At 44.3% G+C, this 323-nt stretch carries 1 protein-coding gene; it reads left to right on the forward strand.

The features are described from left to right. Window positions 1-323, forward strand: a 323-nt coding sequence (locus ACNKXV_RS13875; protein ID WP_417908310.1) for a chitobiase/beta-hexosaminidase C-terminal domain-containing protein, incomplete at both ends; no start/stop codon positions are given.

Genomic DNA, 323 nt, shown 5'->3' on the forward strand with positions numbered 1-323 from the left:
ATGTGGAAAGAGCTTGGGGCGGTGACCCAAATTGGTCCAAGCAGTCCAATATCAAAGAGATGAAAAGTCAACGTGCTGCCGAATGGAATCAGTTTTCCAACTTGGTGAGCAAGGTGGAATTTCCTCGATTGGAAGTCATTTTTGGAGGATTCAACTTTAGGCTTCCCAAACCTGGTGTTACAATCAAAGACGGAAGAGTGTTGGTTAATTCCGAATTGCCGGGTTTACTTATCCGCTACACAGACAATGGCACAGAGCCTAATGAAACTTCTCCGCTTTACCGTGAACCGATCCCCTATTTCAATGGATTTTCTCCAAAGTTT

The organism is Christiangramia aquimixticola (genome assembly GCF_048285835.1).
Taxonomy (GTDB): Bacteria; Bacteroidota; Bacteroidia; order Flavobacteriales; family Flavobacteriaceae; genus Christiangramia; species Christiangramia aquimixticola.